This window comes from Kitasatospora sp. NPDC002543 (genome assembly GCF_053594915.1).
Window position 1 is genome coordinate 1 of sequence record NZ_JBSFWR010000256.1, and the last position, 1174, is coordinate 1174.

Annotated in this window: 1 protein-coding gene and 1 pseudogene; one reads left to right on the forward strand and one right to left on the reverse strand. The window is 74.4% G+C overall.

Annotated features, from left to right (window positions below):
• Positions 1–769, forward strand: a pseudogene (locus ACWD4P_RS38400) (hypothetical protein); the annotation flags it as partial.
• 15 nt (positions 770–784) lie between these two features.
• On the opposite strand, the gene ACWD4P_RS38405 reads toward ACWD4P_RS38400, so the two are convergent.
• Positions 785–1174 (reverse strand): CE1759 family FMN reductase (locus ACWD4P_RS38405; RefSeq protein WP_449782845.1); only part of this gene is annotated, 390 nt, incomplete at its 5' end.

Here is a 1174-nt window from a genome sequence, read left to right on the forward strand (position 1 = left end):
CGGCTCGGTGCAGGACCGGCTGCACGTGTCGAGCGCCACCGAGGGCGACATGGGCCTGCACCTCAACTTCGACAACGCCTGGTCCAGCCTCAACGGCCCCCTGCTGTGCCGCCCGTGCACGGCGACCGTGGACTCCCCCGGCCTCACCCTGTGGTGGCTGGCCCTGCCCCTGCTCGCCGCGGCCGCGCTCGCCCACGCCATGCGCGAGCGCCGGCTCCTGCCGACCGCGCTCCCCATGGCCGTCGCCGCCGCGCTCTCCGTGCCGTATCTGCTCATGATCGACTACTCGGCTCCGCGCTTCCTGCTCCCGGCCTACGCACTCCTCGCGCTGCCGGTCGCCGGCCTGGTCACGCGCCTGAACCCGCGCCGCGGCCTCGTCCTCGCAGGACTGCTCATCGCGGCGCAGCTCGTCTCGCAGGCCACTGTCCTGACCCGGGTCACCGCGTCCACGGCCATCACGAACGAGCGCTACCGCGCCGCCGCCGACAGCCTGCGCACCCTGGGCCTGCGCCCGCCCTGTCTGGTCTCGGGCCCGCGCGCCCTCCCCATCGCCTACGACGCGGGATGCGCCTCCGCCCAGGTGGACGGCAACAACGTCTCGACGACCGTCGCGGGCATCCTCGACCGCGCCGCGAAGGTGCCGACCGCCCTCCTCACGGCAAAGGGACAGCGCCCACCGCACTATGCGCGCGACTGGACGCCGTATCCCCTGCACCACACCCCCGGCTGGACGGCCTGGCTCGCGCCGGCCGGCCCGCAGGGCCCGTAACCCGACGGACGGCGCCTACTCCACCCGCAGCGCGGCGAGCTGCCGCTCGAAGGGGATGACGTCGTCGCCCCACTCCACCGGCGCCGGGCGGGCCGCCGCGAGCCCGGTCATGAGCCGGGCGAGCTCGCCGCCGGCCCGTTCGACGCGCTGCTCGAGACCCTCCGCTCCCCAGTCCTGCGACGCCGCGTACACGGCGGTCGGCACGACCACGGCCCGCAGGTGGGCGAACAGCGGACGCATCGCGTGCTCCAGGACGAGCGAGTGCCGCGGCGTGCCGCCGGTCGCCCCGACGAGCACCGGCTTCCCGGTGAGCGCGTCCTTGTCGAGCACGTCGAAGAACGACTTGAACAGACCGCTGTACGAGGCCGAGAACACCGGCGACACGGCGATCAGGCCGTCCGCACC